At 52.7% G+C, this 17,208-nt stretch carries 17 protein-coding genes and 1 pseudogene; 8 read left to right on the top strand and 10 right to left on the bottom strand.

Translation table 11 applies throughout. The annotated features are described in order from the left end of the window. Nucleotides 1-113: 113 nt before the first annotated feature. Nucleotides 114-1,196, bottom strand: coding sequence for a BMP family lipoprotein (locus JI735_RS16015; protein ID WP_039839813.1), 1,083 nt, complete (start codon nt 1,194-1,196; stop codon nt 114-116). A 305-nt stretch (nt 1,197-1,501) separates the two neighbouring features. On the opposite strand from JI735_RS16015, the gene JI735_RS16010 reads away from it, so the two are divergent. Continuing rightward, nucleotides 1,502-2,044 carry an acyl-CoA thioesterase gene (locus JI735_RS16010; protein WP_039839815.1) on the top strand — a complete coding sequence of 181 codons (543 nt, stop codon included), beginning with the start codon at nt 1,502-1,504 and terminating at the stop codon, nt 2,042-2,044. A 90-nt stretch (nt 2,045-2,134) separates the two neighbouring features. Here JI735_RS16010 and rplT read toward each other — a convergent pair whose 3' ends face one another. The 4 genes from rplT to JI735_RS15990 all read right to left on the bottom strand — a co-directional run bounded on the left by rplT (nt 2,135) and on the right by JI735_RS15990 (nt 4,809). Beyond that, a complete protein-coding gene (rplT, locus tag JI735_RS16005) occupies nt 2,135-2,494 on the bottom strand; it encodes a 50S ribosomal protein L20 (protein WP_039839817.1) in 360 nt (119 codons plus the stop codon). A 32-nt stretch (nt 2,495-2,526) separates the two neighbouring features. Next, nucleotides 2,527-2,727, bottom strand: a complete 201-nt coding sequence (gene rpmI, locus JI735_RS16000; RefSeq protein ID WP_039839818.1) for a 50S ribosomal protein L35 — start codon at nt 2,725-2,727, stop codon at nt 2,527-2,529. 57 nt (nt 2,728-2,784) lie between these two features. Further along, nucleotides 2,785-3,282 (bottom strand): translation initiation factor IF-3, encoded by a 498-nt coding sequence (infC, locus tag JI735_RS15995; RefSeq protein WP_020427376.1) that lies wholly within the window; start codon nt 3,280-3,282, stop codon nt 2,785-2,787. Nucleotides 3,283-3,567: 285 nt separating this feature from the next. After that, nucleotides 3,568-4,809 carry a glycosyltransferase family 2 protein gene (locus tag JI735_RS15990; protein ID WP_039839819.1) on the bottom strand — a complete coding sequence of 414 codons (1,242 nt, stop codon included), beginning with the start codon at nt 4,807-4,809 and terminating at the stop codon, nt 3,568-3,570. A gap of 397 nt (nt 4,810-5,206) precedes the next feature. Here JI735_RS15990 and JI735_RS15985 point away from each other — a divergent pair, with 397 nt between their 5' ends. Both JI735_RS15985 and JI735_RS15980 read left to right on the top strand, forming a co-directional pair. Next, entirely contained in the window at nt 5,207-5,734 is a 528-nt protein-coding gene (locus tag JI735_RS15985; RefSeq protein WP_039839823.1) for a phosphatase PAP2 family protein, read from the top strand. A 51-nt stretch (nt 5,735-5,785) separates the two neighbouring features. Continuing rightward, the gene (locus JI735_RS15980; protein WP_039839824.1) at nt 5,786-6,901 is read left to right on the top strand and encodes a UDP-N-acetylglucosamine--LPS N-acetylglucosamine transferase; all 1,116 of its coding nucleotides are present in this window, start codon (nt 5,786-5,788) and stop codon (nt 6,899-6,901) included. Nucleotides 6,902-7,270: 369 nt separating this feature from the next. Here JI735_RS15980 and trmB read toward each other — a convergent pair whose 3' ends face one another. Together trmB and JI735_RS15970 are read right to left on the bottom strand one after the other, a co-directional pair. Further along, the gene (gene trmB, locus JI735_RS15975; protein WP_039839825.1) at nt 7,271-7,987 is read right to left on the bottom strand and encodes a tRNA (guanosine(46)-N7)-methyltransferase TrmB; all 717 of its coding nucleotides are present in this window, start codon (nt 7,985-7,987) and stop codon (nt 7,271-7,273) included. 185 nt (nt 7,988-8,172) lie between these two features. Then, entirely contained in the window at nt 8,173-8,355 is a 183-nt protein-coding gene (locus JI735_RS15970) for a hypothetical protein (RefSeq protein ID WP_039839826.1), read from the bottom strand. 407 nt (nt 8,356-8,762) lie between these two features. Between JI735_RS15970 and JI735_RS15965 the strand changes: the two genes are divergently transcribed. From JI735_RS15965 to JI735_RS37855, 5 genes and pseudogenes are all read left to right on the top strand, one after another. Continuing rightward, nucleotides 8,763-9,647 carry a tRNA modification radical SAM protein MnmL/YtqA gene (locus tag JI735_RS15965; protein WP_233476477.1) on the top strand — a complete coding sequence of 295 codons (885 nt, stop codon included), beginning with the start codon at nt 8,763-8,765 and terminating at the stop codon, nt 9,645-9,647. Further along, a pseudogene (locus JI735_RS15960) lies at nt 9,647-10,234 on the top strand (tRNA (mnm(5)s(2)U34)-methyltransferase); the annotation flags it as partial. The gene JI735_RS15965 and the pseudogene JI735_RS15960, both read left to right, overlap by 1 nt. A gap of 170 nt (nt 10,235-10,404) precedes the next feature. Next, nucleotides 10,405-11,373 carry a type I phosphomannose isomerase catalytic subunit gene (locus tag JI735_RS15955; protein ID WP_039839831.1) on the top strand — a complete coding sequence of 323 codons (969 nt, stop codon included), beginning with the start codon at nt 10,405-10,407 and terminating at the stop codon, nt 11,371-11,373. Between the two features lie 160 nt (nt 11,374-11,533). Beyond that, nucleotides 11,534-12,496 carry an alpha/beta fold hydrolase gene (locus JI735_RS15950; protein ID WP_202677561.1) on the top strand — a complete coding sequence of 321 codons (963 nt, stop codon included), beginning with the start codon at nt 11,534-11,536 and terminating at the stop codon, nt 12,494-12,496. Nucleotides 12,497-12,611: 115 nt separating this feature from the next. After that, nucleotides 12,612-12,758, top strand: coding sequence for a putative holin-like toxin (locus JI735_RS37855; RefSeq protein WP_202677738.1), 147 nt, complete (start codon nt 12,612-12,614; stop codon nt 12,756-12,758). A 137-nt stretch (nt 12,759-12,895) separates the two neighbouring features. On the opposite strand, the gene JI735_RS15940 is transcribed toward JI735_RS37855, so the two are convergent. The 3 genes from JI735_RS15940 to recQ are packed head-to-tail and all read right to left on the bottom strand — an operon-like array spanning nt 12,896 to nt 17,143. Then, nucleotides 12,896-13,426, bottom strand: coding sequence for a GNAT family N-acetyltransferase (locus JI735_RS15940; protein ID WP_051052358.1), 531 nt, complete (start codon nt 13,424-13,426; stop codon nt 12,896-12,898). Nucleotides 13,427-13,465: 39 nt separating this feature from the next. Further along, a complete protein-coding gene (locus tag JI735_RS15935) occupies nt 13,466-15,292 on the bottom strand; it encodes a B12-binding domain-containing radical SAM protein (RefSeq protein ID WP_039839834.1) in 1,827 nt (608 codons plus the stop codon). 15 nt (nt 15,293-15,307) lie between these two features. Continuing rightward, nucleotides 15,308-17,143 (bottom strand): DNA helicase RecQ, encoded by a 1,836-nt coding sequence (gene recQ / locus JI735_RS15930; RefSeq protein ID WP_202677560.1) that lies wholly within the window; start codon nt 17,141-17,143, stop codon nt 15,308-15,310. Nucleotides 17,144-17,208: the final 65 nt, after the last annotated feature.

Raw genomic sequence — 17,208 nt, 5'->3', positions numbered from 1 at the left:
ACCACTGTGTTAACCTATTGCCGGATGACTGTCTCTAACAAGGAACAAGGCCAGCTCAGTAACCGGCCTTGTCCCTTGTTCATTATTGTAATGCAAGAAACGTCAAGTTAGTATTACTCGGAAGGAACTTTGATTGTTCCATCGATGATTTGTTTGGTGTATTCGTCAACCTTGGCAAGAATATCAGCGGATACGTTAGCCTTGGAAGTTTCAGGAAGGCCTACGCCGTTGTCTTTCAGACCCAGTACAGTTGTAGTGCCGCCTTTGAAGGTTCCGTCAACAACCTGCTGGGAAACTTTCTTAACCGCTTCGTCTACACGTTTGATCATGGAAGTCAGTGTTACATCATCGCCAAACTCCAGGGATTGGTCTTTGTCTACACCGATTACCCAAACTTTAGCGCCGCCTGCTTTGTTGCGGGATTTAGCTTCGTTGAATACACCGTTGCCAGTTGCGCCTGCAGCAGGGAAGATGATGTCATTGCCATCATTGTACAGGGTTGCAGCCAGAGACTTACCAATGTCTGGCTTGTCATACGCACCAGCGTATGTGATTTTCACTGTTGCCTTAGGGTTAACAGCTTCTACGCCAGCCTTGAAGCCAACTTCAAAACGTTTGATAACCGGGCTTTCCATACCGCCGATGAAGCCTACTTTGTTGGTTTTTGTAGTCAGACCTGCAACCACACCAACCAGGAAGGAACCTTCATTCTCGGAGAAAGTTACGGATTCAACGTTAGGAGCATCTACCACGCTGTCGATGATTGCAAGGTTGGCATTCGGATTCTCAGTAGCAACCTTCTTAATAGCATCGCCAAGGTCAAAACCGATACCCCAAGTCAGGTTGTAGCCGCCTTTAACGAATTGGTTCAGGTTCGGCTCGTAGTCTGCATTGGATTTACTTTGCAGATACTTGATATCAATGCCGGTTTCCTTTTCAAGAGCCTGCAGAGCTTCCCAAGCAGATTGGTTAAACGATTTGTCATTTACGCCGCCTACGTCGGTAACCATACCTACTTTAACGTCGGTTTTCGGAGCATCCGTTGGCGCTGCTGTTGCTTCCGCTGGCGCATTGGTTGCTGTTCCGGCGTTTTTGCCTCCTGCGTTGCCGGAGTTGTTGTTATTGTTTCCGCAGCCTGCCAGAATGACAGTAAATGCCAGCAACATAACAAGAGAAAGTTGGTAAAGCTTTTTCATCGAGTGTGATCCCCCTTAAGAAATTGGATGTCTTCTGTGTTCTGCTTGGACATACCATTAAGTCAAATTATAACTGGTAAAAAACCTAAAATCCAGTCCATTAATGACCTCAGGTCAATAATAATTTGCATTTTTCCACAAGAAATCGCTTACCATTACATTGTATGTCAATAAAATGATCAAACTATGTCAGAAATGCTCGGATTAGCTTGATTTGCTTCGGTACATTATATATATTATTGCACAGTTATGAGTTTTCTATTATCATGGGTGATTACATATTGTAGAAAAGGGAGTACTGTATAATGGATGATCAAAACCAACCCCAAGCTGCACCCGACTTCAGATACTGCCGGGAATCCCGCGTGTTCAAGACAAGCCGTGTATTCCCGAATGATGTCAATAATCATAAGACGCTGTTCGGCGGCAAGCTGATGAGTACGATTGACGAAGTGGCCTCCATCTCTGCAATGCGCCACTGCCGCACGAATGTCGTAACCGCCTCAGCGGACTCTGTTGACTTTCTCCTGCCCATAAGACCCACTGATTCTGTGTGTTTCGAATCCTTCGTTTCCTGGACAGGCAGAACCAGCATTGAAGTCTTTGTCAAAATCATCTCGGAAAACCTGTACACCGGCGAACGCGCAGTTGCCGCCACATCCTTCCTCACCTTCGTAGCCGTCCATGAAGACGGCACCCCGGCTCCGGTACCCGCGGTCGTTGCCGAGACCGATGAAGAGAAGCTCATCAGTGCCTCAGCAGACCAGCGTTCCGAGCTGCGCAAGATCAGAAGAACAAGCAGCAAATTGCTGGCATCTCAACTGAGTACAACAAAATACTGGGAGTAAAGTAATTATCCAAAGCACTTTCAAACGCCCAAAAAAAGCACCGTCGCACGGGATATCCCGCAGGCGGTGCTTTTCGGTTACTTCTAATGCTTACGCGTTGATCTTCTCTTTGGCTACAACAGCCAGGGAGTTGAATGCGTTAAGGTCGTTTACTGCCAGGTCAGCCAGCATCTTGCGGTTCACTTCTACGCCAGCCAGTTTCAGGCCGAATACCAGCTTGCTGTAGGAAAGACCGTTCAAACGGGCTGCAGCGTTGATACGAACGATCCACAGTTTGCGGAAGTTACGTTTAGTCTGACGACGGTCACGGTATGCGTACAGCATCGATTTCATTACCTGCTCGTTGGCAGTTTTGAAAATGCGGTGCTTGGAACCAAAATAACCTCTTGCCAGTTTCAATACTTTTTTATGTCTACGACGAACTACAAATCCGCCTTTAACTCTTGCCATATTAATAAACCTCCCAAAAATGTGTGATAAAACTATTTCAAGTTAGCGAGTCCTTGTTTCAAGCGTCTTACATCCCCAGGGGCCATAACCGGATTGGTGTTCAATACGCGTTTTGCGCGTTTGGATTTGTGGGAAAGCAAGTGGTTCTTGTGAGCTTTGTAACGCAGTACTTTGCCGGATCCGGTAATCTTGAAACGGCCTTTCAGACTGCTGTGGGTTTTCATTTTAGGCATGGTGTTTCCTCCTTGAATATTATGCGGCGCCAAATTGCTGTGCAAGTGACTCCAAATTTATTGGGCTTTGGGAGCCAGGATCATAATCATGCTGCGTCCTTCCAGCTTGGGCTGGCGCTCCACAACAGAGATATCTTCCACTTCGCTCTTTACACGTTCCAAAATCTTCTGGCCGATGCTGGCGTGGGTAATCTCACGTCCGCGGAAGCGGACAGAGCATTTCACTTTGTCGCCTTCGCCCAGAAACTTGATAACGTTGCGGAACTTGGTCTGATAATCATGTTCCTCGATGTTGGCACGGAACCAGACTTCCTTGATATCCACGATCTTCTGGTTCTTGCGTGCTTCCTTCTCTTTCTTCTGTGTTTCATAACGGAACTTGCCGTAATCCATGATGCGGCATACCGGCGGCTTCGCCTGCGGTGCTACGTTGACTAAGTCCAGATTAAGATCAATCGCCATCTGCAACGCTTCGCGGATCGGTTTGATACCGATTTGCTCGCCTTCCGCTCCAACCAACCGAACTTCTTTGGCCCGAATTTCATCATTGATCATATGTTCCTTACTGATAATACTCCACCTCCGGATCTTCTTGGGAAATCAATTCTGCGGTTCTCCATAAAAAAGGGGTGCCGGTAACTCCCGACACCCCGTTTGATCAACGTTCATGAATTATAACATCCATAAAGCATTGAGATCAAAACCAGCTGGCGGAGGCCAGTCAGGTGAGAAGCCGGTGCTTCTGCTTGCAATCCCTATGTTTTGCATACTTGAATAATATACATCACTCTACAAGCTGTGTCAAGAACTGCAAGTACATTTCTTGTAAAATGACTCTAATCAGGAAACCTGCTTGCTCTGAACTTCCTCAAGCCGTACGACACGCGTATGCTTTGTATGGCTCCACTGCTTGTTGTTCTGCGTAAAGAACGCATAGAACGTAATGGGATACCAGGAAATCAGATAAACCGGGAAGACCAGCAAATACAGGTAGACTTTCTTGAATTTGACCTTCTCCAGCGCCATTGCGAGCAGGAAGGTCAGGATATTGGCGCCGACTGCAAAATAGCTGAGCCACAAAGGCAGCTCGCCATAAATATTAGCGATATGCGGACCTCCGAACATGGAGTTGTCGACCCACATTACAGCCGTCATCAGGAAGGTCAGCAGCACGATGTAGACATTGGCACCGTACAGTGCCAGGTCAAACTTCGTGAGGCTGCGTTCTTTTATGCTCTGCCACAGCAAAGGAAAGAAATATCTCCGCGCTACTGTGAAATGACCCTGCATCCAGCGCAGACGCTGTCTGGAGGAAGCCTTGAAGGTCAGCGGCTTCTCGTCGAATACCTTGGCGTCATAATTGAATTTGGGATAGACGCCCTTGGATGCGCTCCGCATCGTAAACTCCAGATCCTCTACCAGGCTTGTCGCTCCCCATCCCATTTCCTTCAGCAGATTGGTTTCGAAACACATCCCCGTTCCGCCAAGGAAGTTCGCCATATTCAGATTATGGCGCGACAGCTGCCAGAGCCGGTTGATGTACCAGTAGGATACGCCATAAGCGGCCGTAATCCAGGAATCCTCCGGATTTTTAGTATCGATGTAGCCTTGAATAACCTTTGCGCCGGAGCAGAGATCATTGTTCATCTCTGTCAGGAATTCTGTATGGGCAAGGTTGTCGGCATCGAACATTACAACTGCGTCATACTGCCGCGGCATGGCCCACAGCTCCTTGAGCATCCATTCAATCGCATATCCCTTGCCGCGCAGATTGGTATTGGTGCGGACACAGGCATTCATGCCGTGCTCTCTTACAATTCTTGCCGTTCCATCCGTACAGTTGTCGCAGATGACAAATACATCGTACAGTTCCCGGGGATAATTAAGCTGTTTCAAATTTTCCATCAGCGCCCCGACAACTTCTTCCTCGTTGTGTGCGGCAACCAGTACAGCAAATGATTTTTGCGGAGCAAACTGTGCCTTGTTCTTTTTCTTGTGCAGTCCGAATAACGAAAACGTAAACTGATAGACTGCAATTGCCGCCAAGATCACTTGGAGCGTAACAAACAATGCGTCTGTCATGACCTTTGATGCCCCCTTTTCGAATCTTGATGTTCTTTTGTTTTTTCTCTCTCTGGCATTGCTGACGTTCTTTCTGACCCTTTTGTTGCATTCCTTACAGTAAGACCGCTAGATTTCCCTTGGCTAAGGCAGGCTTGCCTGTATATTTATCACGTCAAAAGATATGGTCCGGCTGCCGCTGCTGCGGCTCCCTATTTCTCTGTTACCTTTTAAACGCGTTCAGCCTGCTTGAATCATTGTAAGGTGTAAGTGGCTGTGAAGTCAAAACTGGCATTTTCCGAGCTTTTTCTTGAAATGGACTACCTTAAAAAAGTATGATAAAGACAGCTTTATGGCATAGACCGGATTGCTGCAGCTGCGCCAATTATCTTCAGCCGGACTATCGGAGGGACAAGATATGAGACATTTATTCATGAAATTGCATCTCTTGGAGCGGCGCCTGTTCAAGTGGATCAACGGACGATTGCATAACCCATTCCTGAACTTCTGGCTTTTCTATCTGACCCATCTGGGCGGGGCCACAAGTGCCATCGGCATCAATCTGCTGATCTGGGCGCTGTCTCCCCAGCCTTTGAGAACTGTGGGGCTTCAGGCCCTCATTGCTTTGGCGATCAGTCATCTGCCTGTTGCCATCGCCAAGAAGCTCTACCCGCGGGTGCGGCCGTATCTGGCGCTGCCAGGCACGAATACGTTCCATAATCCGCTCAAGGACCACTCATTTCCTTCAGGCCATACAACAGCTATCTTCGCTTCTACCGTTCCTTATATGGTGGCCTTTCCTGTCCTGACCGCCATACTGCTGCCGCTGGCCTGCATTGTCGGATTTTCGCGGATCTATCTTGGACTGCATTATCCGTCAGACGTTGTTGCAGGTGCGGTTATAGGCTCCGGCGTCGCTGCAGGCACCATTGCCCTGTGGTTCTAATGCCTGTGATGGAACGGCGAATATCATTCACGAAAACAGGTGGATTATACATTGCGCAAAAAAAGAGTACTATTGCTGTCGGAAGGTTTCGGCGCAGGGCACACGCAAGCAGCTTACGCTTTGTCGAGCAGCCTGCGCAAATTGTCGCCTAATCTGCAAACCAAGGTGCTGGAGCTTGGGAGCTTTCTGAATCCCAGACTGGCGCCTCTGATTGTATCGGCATACCGGAAGACGGTGACCTCCCAGCCCAGGCTGATGGGGTATGTGTACCGTCACCAGAAATCATTCAATCGTCTTACCACACTTGCCCTGCACCGCATTTTTTATACACATACGCAAAATATTATGAAGCAGCTGAAACCGGATATTATCGTCTGCACCCACTTCATTCCCAGTGCTGTGGTTTCCCGCCTCAAACGGCTGGACCCGGCCTTCAAGGTCCCGCTGGTCACGGTCATCACCGACTACGATGCACATGCCACCTGGATCAGCCCGGAAGTGGACCGGTATCTGGTCTCCACTTCTGAGGTCAAAACCAAGCTGCGCTACCGCAGCGTCGCTGCAGCCAAAATCCAGGTCACCGGCATGCCGGTCCACCCGAGCTTCTGGGAGCATCCGGGCAAAGCGGATATTCTGAAGCAATTCGGCCTGCGGGATATGCCGACCGTGCTGGTTATGGGCGGCGGCTGGGGCATGATGAACGACGAAGTCATCAATGCAGCTTTGGCTGGATGGCGTGATAAGCTCCAGATTATTTTTTGCCTGGGCAAAAATGAGAAGCTGCTGCGCGGGATGCAGGAGAATCCGCTCTACAGCCATCCCAACATCTCCCTGGTCGGCTTCACGCGTGAAATCGACAAGCTGATGGAGATCTCCGATCTGCTGGTCACGAAGCCGGGAGGAATGACCTGCAGCGAAGGCCTCGCCAAGGGGATCCCCATGCTGTTCTATGACCCGCTGCCCGGCCAGGAAGAGGAGAACTGCCGTTATTTCACGGCCGCAGGACTGGGCGAACCGGTATCTTCCCTGAAGGTGGTCGACAGGTGGATGGAACGGCTGCTCTACAGCTATGATGAGGTGCAGGCCAAACGGCAAAGCCATCTGGATGAAATCGCCCGCTTCCATCCCTTGCAGAGCGCCCAGAGCATTATTGATATGCTGGAATAGCGCCGGCAAGAACAGCGGATCCAAGGGCATTCTAACCCTTTATGAATCTTTCAGCAATTCCTAATGGAAAAAGGATCACTAATTTGCTCGACCACCCTATTCTCCACAGGTGAAGTGGAAAAAGGATCACTAATTCAGCTCATTTCACTCCTGACGAAGGATTATGGCCCAATTAAGTTTCCTTTTTCCACTTAACGCTCACAATTTGTTGATTTTAGGGAGAAATAAGTTCCCTTTTTCCAACTATTACTGCTAACCTGCTTGTCCGCAGCGATAGTTGGAAAAAGGATGTCAAAAAGGCAGCCCAGAGGTGACCCTCCCCGGACTGCCTTTTATGTTTGTTTCCGGAATTCTGCGCCAGACCCTCAATTACAGTCGGTACTTATCCAGGCGGGTGGCCTGGTAGCGCGCCAGTGCTTCCGCACCCACAATGGCCTCGCAGCGGTGAATATTAACTCCGCGGCCGAAAAATTTGGTCTCATATTCAGTCATGACATGCTCCTCGTTCATCACTCCGTCCGGATGCAGATCGAGGGAAATATTCTTCATTTGCAGACCATAGTCAGCAAAGGCATTCAGTGAAAACTCAAACAGGCTGCGCGAATCTGTCTTCAGGTGAATTTCGCCAAGCGGGCTGAGCAGGCCGCGGTATTTGTCGAGAAACCGCGGATGGGTCAGGCGGCGGCGCGCATGTTTGCTCTTGGGCCATGGATCGCTGAAGTTCAGGTAAATGCGCTCCAGCTCCGCCGGCGCAAACACTTCCTCGGCATAGTTAATATTGGCGAGCGCCACTCTAAGGTTAGGCGGCGTCTCCTGTCCTGCCGGCTCCCAGACCGCCCGGGCCTTCTCTGCCGCACGGCGGATCAGTTCATCGTACATATCAACGCCGATAAAGTTAATATCGGGATATTTGAAGCTCATCCGGCTGATGAACTGCCCCTTGCCCATGCCAAACTCCACATGGATGGGATGATCGTTGCCGAACAGTTCAGACCACCGCCCCTTCAGGCTGCGTGGATCAAGGATGACCAGATCGGTCTGCTCTTCCAGACTTTCACGTATTCCTTTTCTTCCGCGTAAACGCATAAGGTATTCCTCCGCTTTCTCTAATACGTACACTGTCACTTGCAATATTGTGCCGAACTTGTCCGCAAAAGTAAAGGGATTTCACCGAAAAAAAGGAATTCTCCGCCTGGCCGGGTACGGCCGGACGAAGAACTCCCTTTTGCTGTATTTGGAATTGGGGTCCATGGTTTCATGCAATTCTTAGTCTACTTGGCAGAAGACTTAAAATCAAATGTCTTCTCGAAGGCATTGCGGATCTTGCGCTGTGCTTCAGTCTTGATCTTGTGATTGCCGTTAAATTCAACGCCCGTAAGCGCCAGCGCTTCGTCGGGGGTCAGCTGCACATCAATGGAGCCTTTTCCTTCTGCATAAGCCGTGTGAGAATTCATCGTGATCACCTCTTGATATTATTATGAACCTTGCGACACGAAATTATGAATTCATGATATAGAAATTATGTGGGCTGCAGCGGCTTTTTTACATTTTAAATATAACATAGTGTGTAAGCATTATCAAGATGAAAACGCTATTATTCCGGCCTATTTTCCGCCTCAATTCCAGCGGCCTTCATGTTACGTTCACCGCTGATTTTTGATACAATGGAAAGGTTAAGTAGAAACGGCTTCGCCGTCCTTGCAAGGGACGGTCCGTTTCAGCGAGAAATATAAGGATGATTGACGGCGCGGGACAGATAAATCCTTATATTTTAGAGAAAGGAGTACCGCATGTCCAACCTTCTACAGACCTCCTCTCCACTGCTGTGGGGGATAAACGTTTCCATACCTGGAATTATGAAATGCGTGAACATATGGACACCAAGGTGTTCAAAGTCATGCTCGATGCCGGCTTTACCTGTCCCAACCGCGACGGTTCCATCGCCAAAGGAGGCTGTACCTTTTGCAGCGCCAGAGGCTCCGGGGATTTCGCCGGCAGCCGCCGCGATGATCTGGTGACCCAGTTCAATAATGTCCGGGACAGACAGCATCTGAAATGGCCGAATGCCAAATATATCGGTTACTTTCAGGCTTATACAAACACGTATGCTCCAGTCGGGGAACTCAGGGAATATTATGAAGTCATTCTGCAGCAGCCGGGCGTAGTCGGCCTGTCCATCGCTACGCGTCCCGACTGCCTCCCTGATGATGTGGTCGAATACCTGGCTGAGCTGAACCAGCGGACCTATCTCTGGGTCGAGATGGGGCTGCAAACCATTCATGACTCCACCTCTGAGCTGATTAACCGGGCACATGATACGCAGTGCTACATTGAAGCTGTCCAGAAGCTTCGCCGTCACGGCATCCGCGTCTGCACCCACATTATTCACGGCCTGCCGCAGGAAACGCATGAAATGATGCTGGAAACTGTGTCAGCGGTGGCGAACATGGACGTGCAGGGCATCAAAATTCATCTGCTGCACCTGATGCGCAAAACGCCGATGGTGAAGCAATATGAAGCCGGCCTCCTGCGTTTTCTGGAGCAGGATGAGTATGTGAAGCTGATCGCCGATTCACTTGAGCTTCTTCCGCCGGAAATGATCGTGCACCGGCTGACCGGCGATGCCCCGCGCGACCTGCTGATCGGTCCGCTGTGGAGCCTTAAGAAATGGGAAGTGCTGAACGCGATTGATGATGAACTGATTGCCCGGGATACCTGGCAGGGTAAATACTGGAGGAAGAGCTAATGGGCTTTATGTCGGTCCTTAGCTTTGCTCATAAATTAACGGAGGGCCGCCTCCAGCCGGGCGGCCGGGCGATTGACGCCACCGTGGGCACCGGTGCCGACACGCTGTTCCTCGCCAAAGCGGCCGGACCGCGCGGCGGGGTGTACGGCTTCGACATCCAGCCTGCGGCGCTGGCTCTGGCCGAAGAGCGCCTGCGGCTGGCCCGGGAGGAAGCGCGGGCGCCGCTGTCTCCCGTAACGCTGCTGCTGCAGAGCCACGCAGCAATGGCGGAAGCCGTTCCGCCGGACTGGCGCGGAACGGTCTCGGCGGTGATGTTCAATCTCGGCTATCTGCCCTCGGGCGATGCCGACAAGACCATCATCACCGAGCCCGCCAGCACGCTGGCCGCGCTGGAGGCCGCGCTCGCGCTGCTGCGGCCGGGCGGCATTATCACGGCCGTCCTCTATCCCGGCCACGAAGGCGGGGACCGGGAAGCCGCCGCCGTGGAAGCCTGGGCGGCAGGCCTCCCTTCCCGCCAGGCGCAGGCCATCGTCTACCGCCAGCTGCAGCGGGCCTCGGCCCCTTACACGCTGGCGGTCGAGAAGAAAAAGAAGCGGATCTGTAGGTGGCCGGAACCAAGATGGAGCACATCAACGCTGGGGAACGGCAGCCGCTGCTTCTTTTTTGACGGGCCGGATGAAGAAAAGCCGGAGTTCTTCAAATCTGCACAAAACAGTAAGTAAGCACATTATTCTACAATCGGAAGGAAGATGCAGTGATGACTAAGCCTTATCCTTTAAAATTTCAACCGGAGTTCAAAGAACGCGTATGGGGAGGCCGGGCCCTGGAGAAATTCGGCCTGGAGCTGCCGGAAGGCCACATCGGCGAAGGATGGATGATTGCCGATCATCCCAATGGCACCTCTTCGGTGCTCAATGGCGAGCTTGCCGGACAAGGATTGGATCAGATCCGCGGGCAGTTCGGCCATGAATGGTTCGGCAGCAAGGGCAGCCCGAAGGACGGCGGCCGGTTCCCGCTGCTGATCAAGCTGCTGGACTGCAATGACAATCTGTCTGTACAGGTGCATCCTACGGATGATTACGAAGGATTGCCAAAGGGAGAACTGGGCAAAACAGAAATGTGGTACGTGCTGGACGCCAAACCGGGCGCCAAAATTATCTACGGCCTTAAAGACGGCGTAACCCGCGAAAGTCTGCGTGAGGCGCTGGAGACCGGTACGGTCATGGATACCATGCGGGAAATCACTGTCTCGGCCGGTGACGCCTTCTACATCCCTGCCGGAACTGTCCACGCGCTCTGTGCCGGAGTGGTTGTAGCGGAAATTCAGCAGAACTCGGACACTACATACCGGATTTACGACTATGACCGTCCGGGTCTGGATGGCAAACCGCGTGAGCTTCATATCGAGGATTCGCTTAACGTAACCGCTTATGAAGGCGCAGGCGCAACCTCCATGAAGACAGATGGCGCTGTGGCCGGAGAGTGGCTGCAGATTGCCGCTTCCCCCTACTTTATTGTAGAAAAAGGCATCGTAAACGGGGAATGGAGCCTCTCCACCACACCGGACAGCTTCACTATTCTCGTGGTATGCGAAGGCAGCGGACATCTGACCTGGGAAGGCGGCTCCCAGCCCTATTCGGCCGGAGAATGCTACCTCCTTCCGTCCACCCTGGGCGCTTACGGAATCGAAGGCCACTCCACGGTGCTGCGTTCGTATCTGCCATAAACCATGCCAGTGCCGGCATATATTAACGGGTAAGGCTCAAACTTAGGTCCATGCCACCGAAGCGGTATTGCAGAAAGATTTTAGGATGTGTCCGCTTTGCTGTTACATTATTGCTCAATCTCCAAGAAGTAGGGCTCACAAAACTTTTAGGAGGACCGGGATGAGGGAAAACACTTTTAAGATGACCGATCCGCTGGGGGTCGCCATCCATGTATATGAATGGCTGCCGGAACCGGAGGCTCCGGTCAGGGGGATTGTCCAGATTGCCCACGGCATGTGTGAAACGGCTGCCCGGTATGCCCGGTTTGCAGCGGCGCTCACAGGAGCAGGCTATGCGGTATATGCCAATGACCACCGCGGCCACGGGCAAACCGCAGGCCGGGTTGAACTGCTCGGCGATACCGGCGAGAATGGATTCTACTGGATGCGGCGCAATCTGCTCCAGCTCGCCGGAATCGCCCGCTCCCGGCATGAGGGCCTGCCGATCTTCCTGCTGGCCCACAGCATGGGCTCCTTTCTGGCACAGAAGCTGATGTGCGAGGAAGGCCGTGACATCTATGCCGGATTCATTCTCAGCGGCACTAACGGGCCGCGCACGATGCTCCGGCTCGGAGAATCACTGGCGGGGCTGCAATTCAGGCTGCAGGGGAAGCGCCACCGCAGTGTTCTGCTGAACGGTATTGTTTTTGGCCCGTATAACCGGTCTTTCACACCGGTGAGGACCGCTTTTGACTGGCTGAGCAGTGATACGCAGGAGGTAGACCGCTTCATAGCTGATCCGTTCTGCGGAGCGATTTGCACCACCCGGTTCTTCCGCGATTTCTTCCGGCTGCTGCGGGATATCCATTCCAGGGAAACGCTGGTTACCCTGTGCAAGGATAAGCCGGTATATCTGTTCGCCGGAGCCAAAGACCCGGTCGGCATGAACGGTCAAGGCGTGCTGCGCCTGGCGGAGATCTACCGGGAGCAAGGAATTTCAGATGTGGAATACAGGCTGTATCCCGAAGGCAGGCATGAAATGCTCAACGAGGTCAACCGGGATGAGGTGACTGCGGATGTGCTGGACTGGCTCGTCCGGCATCTTCCGGCGGAATCCCTGCTGCTTCAGCCGGTTGCTCCTTAGCTATCCGGCAAAAACGTATAAAAGACAGGCTTTCCGTCCGTTACGGAAAGCCTGTCTTTGTATTTTTCCGCTATAAATCTACTAATGCTCCATTTTTTAACATACTAAATGTGATATGATTCTCTTGTACAACAGTGTTCATGAGCAGCAGCTGCACTCCCTGGAGGAGGTGAAGGTAATGGACGTTAAAGATGCTATTACCCTAATGTTCATGTTCGGTATGTTCATCTTGGCACTGCTTGGCTACATTAAAAAGAAATAGACCGTACCTGTAAGGTAACGGTCTACTCCAACCAAATAAAACGGGACGACCGGCTGCTCTTCAGCAGTGGTTGTACAACAGGGCTGTGCTGGTGACACAGCTCCTTCTTTTATTGTATTATAGCATAACCCATTTTATTACATAAACCCCGAGGAAGAATGAATTTCCACCAATGGCTTGTCTAATCCGTATTGAAGCACCTTCTGCGGCCCCTTGCCCCCGCTGCGGCGGAGTCCTTTATCAAGGAAGCCTGCTCTGGAGTAAAGGCTTGCCGCAGCGATATTCCGCTCGTTGACAGCAAGTACAATTTCGCGGACCCAAGGAAAATGAGTTCTGATGAAGCCCGGCAGCAGCACCAGTGCGGCTTTGGCTATGCCCTGGCCTTGGCTGGCATAGTTAATCAGGAACGCACGCAGCAGTATGGCCCCGGTTGTATTGGGGTAAAAGTCCGCAATACCTCCTCCACGGTGAAGGACAAAAAAGCCTGCCGCCTGTTCCTCCTGGACAATGACAACCGCAGTTTTGCCGGGATTTGCTACAGCTTCAGACAAAGTCTCTTCCGGCAATCCGGTGAACTCCGCCTGCTCGGGCGGCAGCTCAAAGGCAAGCAGGTCTTCCTTGTACTTTTCTTCATATAAACGCAAAGAAATCTGCCCTGCACTGTTCATTCTGTTCTCCCCTCCCAGCCCAATCAAGGGCGCGCCTGCCTACAAAGGCAGCGCGTAATATTGCGCCCGCTGGCTCTCATCCTGCTGGTACATGACGATCAGCAGGGTGCTTCCACCGGCATCCGGCAGAGCTTCCGCCAGAGCTGTGGAACTCTTGTCCGCCGCTTCGGCAACAGCCACGGCTGCCGGATCAAAGCGCAGTCCGCTGATCGAGTCCAGCACGGCTTCCAGACGGAACGGCAGCACTTCGAGCACGGTGAACTTTTGCAGCTCCCGCTCGCTGAACCCCGCTTCTGCCAGCTTGGCAGAGAGACGCTCCGGATGCTCGGCGATCTCCTTCATATAATGGGACCATTCCGGCTTGTCCAGCGTAATATCCCACCAGATTTTGCGCGGCTTATATTTGTGCCCCAGGAAATAATCCAGCTTCATCAGCCCCGTAATGACGGGCATGGAAGGCGTTCTGCGGTCCGTCAGAAAAGCATGCAGCCGGGTGAACAGATCTTCGAGCTGATGCCCGATCTTCTGCCAGCCCCGCGCCTCCCAGTAATCGCCGAACTCCTGGAAGAAATCGAACGGCGATTTGAACACATGGCGGATCAGGTATTTAACCGAGTGGTCCAGCCTGTGGCTGTTCCAATACTTCTCCAGCACATCCTCCAGCCGCTTGAGGCGGATAATGTCGGAGAACGGCATCACATGGCTGCTCAGAATCTCATATGGGGCGTGCTCCATATACGTATAGTTGTATTTGGCCGCCTGGGCACGGAGCCCGGTGCCGCGCAGCATTTTGAGGAATCCGAGCTGAAGCTCTTCCGGCTCCATGGCGAATACATCGTTGAAGGTCTTGCGGAAGGTCGCGTAATCCTCCTGCGGCAGCCCGGCAATCAAATCGAGATGCTGGTCGATGTTGCCGCTGGCTTTGATTTTCATAACGGTGCGGGACAGCTTGGTGAAGTTCTGGCGGCGTTTGACCAGCTCATTCGTCTCGTCATTGGTGGACTGCACGCCTATTTCGAAGCGGAAGATGCCCGGAGGCGCGTGCTCGGCAAGGAAATCCAGCACCTCAGGACGCATAATATCCGCTGTAATCTCGAACTGGAACACACAGCCCTGATGGTTGTCGATCAGGAACTGGAACATTTCCATCGCGTAATTGCGGTTGATATTGAAGGTGCGGTCGAGAAATTTGATGACTTTGGCACCATTCTCAATCAGATAGAGCAAATCCGCTTTCACCCGTTCAATATCATAGTACCGCACACCCACCTCAATGCTGGACAGACAGAACTGGCAGTTGAACGGACAACCCCGGCTGGTCTCAAAATAGACAATCCGCTTACCGAGATCCGGGAGATCATCCGGGAAGCGGTGCGGGGACGGCAGGGTGTTCAGATCGCTTTTGGGACGCGGCGGATTGACGATCAGCTCTCCGCCCTTGCGGTACGCAGCTCCATAGACAAAATGAAACTTGCGGTCATCCCGCAGCTCCTGGAGCAGATGGTGGAAGGTCTCTTCCCCGTCGCCGTTCACGACAAAATCAATCCCGGCCTCCCGCTGCATCCAGTAAAGCGGCTCATACGATACTTCCGGCCCGCCCAGCACAACCGTAACCTCAGGCATCACTTGCTTGAGAATCCCGATCACCTTGACGGTCTCTTCAATGTTCCAGATATAACAGGAAAACCCGATCACATCCGGTTTCTTCTGGAAGAGGTCGGACACGATATTCATCACGGGATCTTTGATGGTATATTCCGCCAAATGGATATCCTGAAACTCATGCTCGCTGTATGCCTTCAGGAGGCGGATGGCCAGCGAGGTATGAATGTATTTGGCATTTAATGTAGCCAGGATGATTTTCATGCCTGATAACCCTCTTTACATTTCATTTTGAAAAAATTCCAGGAACGGCTTGCCGTATTTACGGTATTTCACTTCACCGACCCCTTTGACTCTCAGCATTTCCGCTTCAGTCTGCGGGCAAACCACGCTCATCTCGCGCAGGGTCGCATCATTGAAAATAATGTAGGACGGCACATGCTCGCGCCCCGCCAGCTCGCGGCGGATCAGGCGCAGCTGCTCGAACACCGTCTCATTCACCGCCGACGGCGACAGATCGCGCACGCGGCTGCGGTCCCGCCCGCCGGAGCTGCCTCCGGTGCTGCGCACCCGGGCCACCCGCTGCAGGACCTGCCGCTGGCCGCGCAGCACTTCGGCGGCCAGCGGCTGAAGCCGCACCACAGGATACTGGCCTTCCGATAAGGACAGATACCCTTCCGAGATCAGCACATTGATGCTCTCGGTAATCTCCTTCTCGGTGCGGCTGGACATCGCCCCGTGGGTAGGCAGATTCTCGAAGCCGTACTGCAGCACCTTCTGGTTGCGCGAGCCTTTGAGGACAGAGGATACCAGTGCGACGCCAAAGCGTTCACGCATACGGTGGATGCAGGAGAATATCTTCTGGGCATCCACCGTCATATCCACCAGCTCGCGTTCATCTGTACACGAGCTGCAGATCCCGCATGGCTGGTCCCCGTGCTCCTCGCCAAAATAATCCAGCTGGGCGCTGCGCAGACAGCGGGTCGTATAGCAGTAATCGATCATCTGCTGAAGCTTGCGGTATTCATTAGCCTTGCGGTCCGCGTCCTGCGGATTCTGCTCGATCAGGAACTTCTGCGTCATAATATCCTGCGCGCTGAAGAGCAGGATACACTGGCTGGGCTCTCCGTCCCGCCCGGCACGGCCCGCTTCCTGTACGTAGGCTTCCATATTTTTGGGCATATTGTAATGGATGACGTAACGGACATTCGACTTGTCGATCCCCATCCCAAAAGCATTGGTGGCAACCATGACGCGGATATCGTCATAGAGAAAACCTTCCTGGCTCTCCGCACGCTCCTGGTCGCTCATCCCTGCATGATAACGTCCGGCTGCGATGCCGGAAGCCTGCAGCCGCTGATACAGATCATCCACCTCTTTGCGGGTGGCGGCATAGACAATGCCCGGCTGATGGGAATGCTGCGCCGTATAGTCCAGCACGAACTCGCGTTTATTCTCCCCGCGCAGCACCGACATGGCCAGATTATCCCGGCCCAGTCCGGTCATGAATACGCCCGGCTGGCGAAGCCGCAGCAGCCGGACCATATCCTCCATAACCTCAGGCGTAGCTGTGGCGGTAAAGGCGGCAAGAATCGGCCGTTCCGGCAGCTCGTCCACAAAAGGGGAAACCGCCAGATAGCTCGTCCGGAAATCATGCCCCCACTGGGAGACACAGTGGGCTTCATCCACCGCGACACAGGAGATGGACAAGCCGGCCATTTCCAGGCGGAACCAGTCCAGCTCCAGCCGCTCGGGCGCCACATAGAGCAGCTTCAGCTCTCCCCGGCGCGCCGCACGGATGCGTTCATTCACTTCTTTGCCGCTCAGCGTGCTGTTGATATATGCAGCCGGAATTCCGGCCGTGGTCAGCGCGTCCACCTGATCCTTCATCAGTGAAATCAGCGGGGAAATGACCAGCGTAAGTCCCGGCAGCAGCAATGCCGGAACTTGATAACATATCGATTTCCCGCCGCCCGTCGGCATGATTCCGAGCGTATCGCGGCCCTCCAGCAAATTCATGACAATTTTTTTCTGGCCCTCCCGGAAGTCGGGATAGCCATAATATTTTTGCAGTTCAGCCTGCGCCTGTTCCATGGTAGGTGCTTGCATCTTCATCTCTATCATAACTCCTTAAGACTTTCTATCTTTAGTTTACCGGGCAACGGGGTATTGAGCAACCG

Origin of the sequence: Paenibacillus sonchi, from assembly GCF_016772475.1 — a bacterium.
GTDB classification, from domain to species: Bacteria; Bacillota; Bacilli; order Paenibacillales; family Paenibacillaceae; genus Paenibacillus_AQ; species Paenibacillus_AQ sonchi.
This window is presented reverse-complemented; position numbering and strand designations above follow the sequence as displayed.

Bases quoted from the DNA above. Each gene is read 5' to 3' on its own strand.
- JI735_RS15965 (WP_233476477.1), top strand. From the start codon at position 8,763: ATGCGTGAACATATGGACACCAAGGTGTTCAAAGTCATGCTCGATGCC.
- JI735_RS15970 (WP_039839826.1), bottom strand. From the start codon at position 8,355: ATGAATTCTCACACGGCTTATGCAGAAGGAAAAGGCTCCATTGATGTG.
- trmB (WP_039839825.1), bottom strand. From the start codon at position 7,987: ATGCGTTTACGCGGAAGAAAAGGAATACGTGAAAGTCTGGAAGAGCAG.
- JI735_RS15985 (WP_039839823.1), top strand. From the start codon at position 5,207: ATGAGACATTTATTCATGAAATTGCATCTCTTGGAGCGGCGCCTGTTC.
- JI735_RS16015 (WP_039839813.1), bottom strand. From the start codon at position 1,196: ATGAAAAAGCTTTACCAACTTTCTCTTGTTATGTTGCTGGCATTTACT.
- rpmI (WP_039839818.1), bottom strand. From the start codon at position 2,727: ATGCCTAAAATGAAAACCCACAGCAGTCTGAAAGGCCGTTTCAAGATT.
- infC (WP_020427376.1), bottom strand. From the start codon at position 3,282: ATGATCAATGATGAAATTCGGGCCAAAGAAGTTCGGTTGGTTGGAGCG.
- JI735_RS15940 (WP_051052358.1), bottom strand. From the start codon at position 13,426: ATGAACAGTGCAGGGCAGATTTCTTTGCGTTTATATGAAGAAAAGTAC.
- recQ (WP_202677560.1), bottom strand. From the start codon at position 17,143: ATGAAGATGCAAGCACCTACCATGGAACAGGCGCAGGCTGAACTGCAA.
- JI735_RS15950 (WP_202677561.1), top strand. From the start codon at position 11,534: ATGAGGGAAAACACTTTTAAGATGACCGATCCGCTGGGGGTCGCCATC.
- rplT (WP_039839817.1), bottom strand. From the start codon at position 2,494: ATGGCAAGAGTTAAAGGCGGATTTGTAGTTCGTCGTAGACATAAAAAA.
- JI735_RS15990 (WP_039839819.1), bottom strand. From the start codon at position 4,809: ATGACAGACGCATTGTTTGTTACGCTCCAAGTGATCTTGGCGGCAATT.
- JI735_RS15955 (WP_039839831.1), top strand. From the start codon at position 10,405: ATGACTAAGCCTTATCCTTTAAAATTTCAACCGGAGTTCAAAGAACGC.
- JI735_RS16010 (WP_039839815.1), top strand. From the start codon at position 1,502: ATGGATGATCAAAACCAACCCCAAGCTGCACCCGACTTCAGATACTGC.
- JI735_RS15935 (WP_039839834.1), bottom strand. From the start codon at position 15,292: ATGAAAATCATCCTGGCTACATTAAATGCCAAATACATTCATACCTCG.
- JI735_RS37855 (WP_202677738.1), top strand. From the start codon at position 12,612: ATGATTCTCTTGTACAACAGTGTTCATGAGCAGCAGCTGCACTCCCTG.